1 protein-coding gene is annotated in these 2,174 nt (G+C 70.2%); it reads right to left on the bottom strand.

Annotation, left to right across the window (positions count from 1 at the left end):
- Nucleotides 1-2,174: LamG-like jellyroll fold domain-containing protein (locus OO57_RS47145; protein WP_033257398.1), on the bottom strand; the 2,174-nt coding region annotated here is incomplete at both ends.

Genomic DNA, 2,174 nt, shown 5'->3' with positions numbered 1-2,174 from the left:
GCCGTCGAGGTAGAGGGTCTGGCCGTTGTCGTCGCCGGCGATGACGGCGTGGTGCCAGGTGTTGTCGTTGACGCTCCTGCCGGAGGCCAGGGTGGTGGCGGCGTCGCCGGTCCACAGGCCGCCGTAGAGCTTGCCGTCGGTGCCCACGTACAGAGCGGGGTTCCACTGGTCCACTCCGCCGGTGTGGGCGGCACCGAGCGGGAAGGACTGGTAGCCGTACAAGACGCCCGGGGCGCCGGTCTTGAACCAGAGCTCGATGCTGTTGGCGCCCCGGACGGGGGCCGCGGAGGCGGGCAGTTGGAGCGAGGAGGTGGTGCCGTTGAAGGTGACGGCGGTACCGTCCGAGGCGCCGGAGGGTCCGGTGACGCCGTTGGTGGTGGCGGTGTAGGTGCCGTGCTCCTGGTTCGGGAGGGCGGTGCCGAGGGTGTCCTGCGCGACGGTCGCGCCGGTGCGGTCGTTCAGGCGCCAGTAGGCGGACGGAGTGTTGGTGGTGACGCCGGTGCGGTAGTTCGCGGACTGGCTCCCGGCTTCGCCCGCGGGGGCGGTGGCGTACGTGTAGTGGCGGCCGATGCTGTCGGCAGAGAGCGTGTAGTTGTAGTAGGCGAAGTCCGCGATCTGGCCGTTGAAGTGGCCGCTGGTGTCGGCGGGGACGGCGGGAAAGCCACTGCTGGTGTTGCCGGCTCCGAGGTAGACGTACTGATCGCCGTTGTACCGGGTGGTGCCGGTTACCGGACTGCCGCTGGCGGCGCCGTCGATGTACAGCTGCTGGATGTTGGTGGAGCCGGAGCCCGCGACGGTCAGCACGGCGTGGTGCCAGGTGTTGTCGTTGACGGCGGTGGCGCTCACCGCAGTGTTGGTGGCGCTTCCCGTCCACTGGCCGCCGTGCAGCTTTCCGTCGGTACCGACGTACAGGACGGGGCTCCAGTCCTGGCCGCTGGTGCTGCCGCCGAGCGGGAAGGACTGGGTGCCGTAGATGACGCCGGCGGAGGCGGTCTTGAACCAGACCTCGACGCTGGCGCTGCCGCCGGTTCGGGTGACGGCTCCGGCGGGCAGTTGGACGTAGGAGGTGGTGCCGTTGAAGGTGGCGACGGTGGTGTTGCCGGTGCTGTACGGACCGCCACTGTTGAGGGCGGTGTTGTTGTAGGTGCCCTGGTTCTGGGCGAGGGCCTGCGAGGTGAGCAGTTCGGCGGCCTGGCTGCCCGCGGTGTCGTTCAGGCGCCAGTAGCCGGAGGGGTGGGCGTCGACGACGGCGGCGTCGTACGCGGTGGCCCCGCCCGTGGCCTGGGCGTAGAGGGTTGCGGCGTTGATGCCGTGGTCGAAGGCGGCGACGTCGGCGATCTGGCCGGTGAAGTGGCCGGAGGGGTCGGTGGTCGGGGCGGCGGGCCAGCCGGAACTGACCGCGCCGGCGCCGAGGTAGACGTGGTTGGAGAGGCCGTTGGGCTGGATCTGTCCGGTGAGGGTGCCGGCGGTCTGCCCGTCGAGGTAGAGGCTCTGGCTGGTGGGCGTGGTGGCGGACAGGACGGCCTGGTGCCAGTTGCCGTCGGTGACGGTGGCGCTGCTGGCCATCGTCTTACCTGCGTCACCGGTCCAGAACTGGCCGTGCAGCTTGCCGTCGGTGCCCACGTACAGGGCCGGGTTCCACGACAGGCCGCTGGTGGGGGCTGTGCCGAGGGGGAAGGACTGGTAGCCGATCAGGACGCCGGGCTTGGTGGTCTTGAACCACAGCGACAGCGCGCCGGTGCCGGTGGTGGGCACGTACGCGGACGGCAGTTCGGCCCAGGAGGTGGTGCCGTCGAAAGTCGCGGCGGTGGTGCCCGTGATCGGGCCGGTGGCGCCGAGGGTGACGTTGGAGTAGGTGCCGTTGTTCGGTGTCGGTCTGGGTACGGAGACGGTGTTGACGGCCTGGGCCGCCTTGCCCTCGGACAGGCGCCAGTAGCCGGAGGGGCGGTTGGCGAGGACCGCGCTGCGATACTGCTGCTCGGTGCCGTCGACGGTGGGCGCATTCAGCTTCCAGACGCCGCCGATTTCGTCGGTGTACTGGGTGGCGCGGTCGTTGACGTTGTCGTAGGCGACGGCAAGCTTGGTCTTGGTGGAGGGCAGGGTGATGTTGGTGAGTTCGGCGGACGTCTGCTTGGCGGCGGCCCATTGGGCGGTGACGGCGGGGGCGCCGAGGG

The sequence above is a fragment of the Kitasatospora phosalacinea genome (assembly GCF_000717185.1).
Taxonomy (GTDB): Bacteria; Actinomycetota; Actinomycetes; order Streptomycetales; family Streptomycetaceae; genus Kitasatospora; species Kitasatospora phosalacinea_A.
Note: the sequence above shows the minus strand (reverse complement) of the source record. Positions and strands in the feature narration are given on the sequence as shown.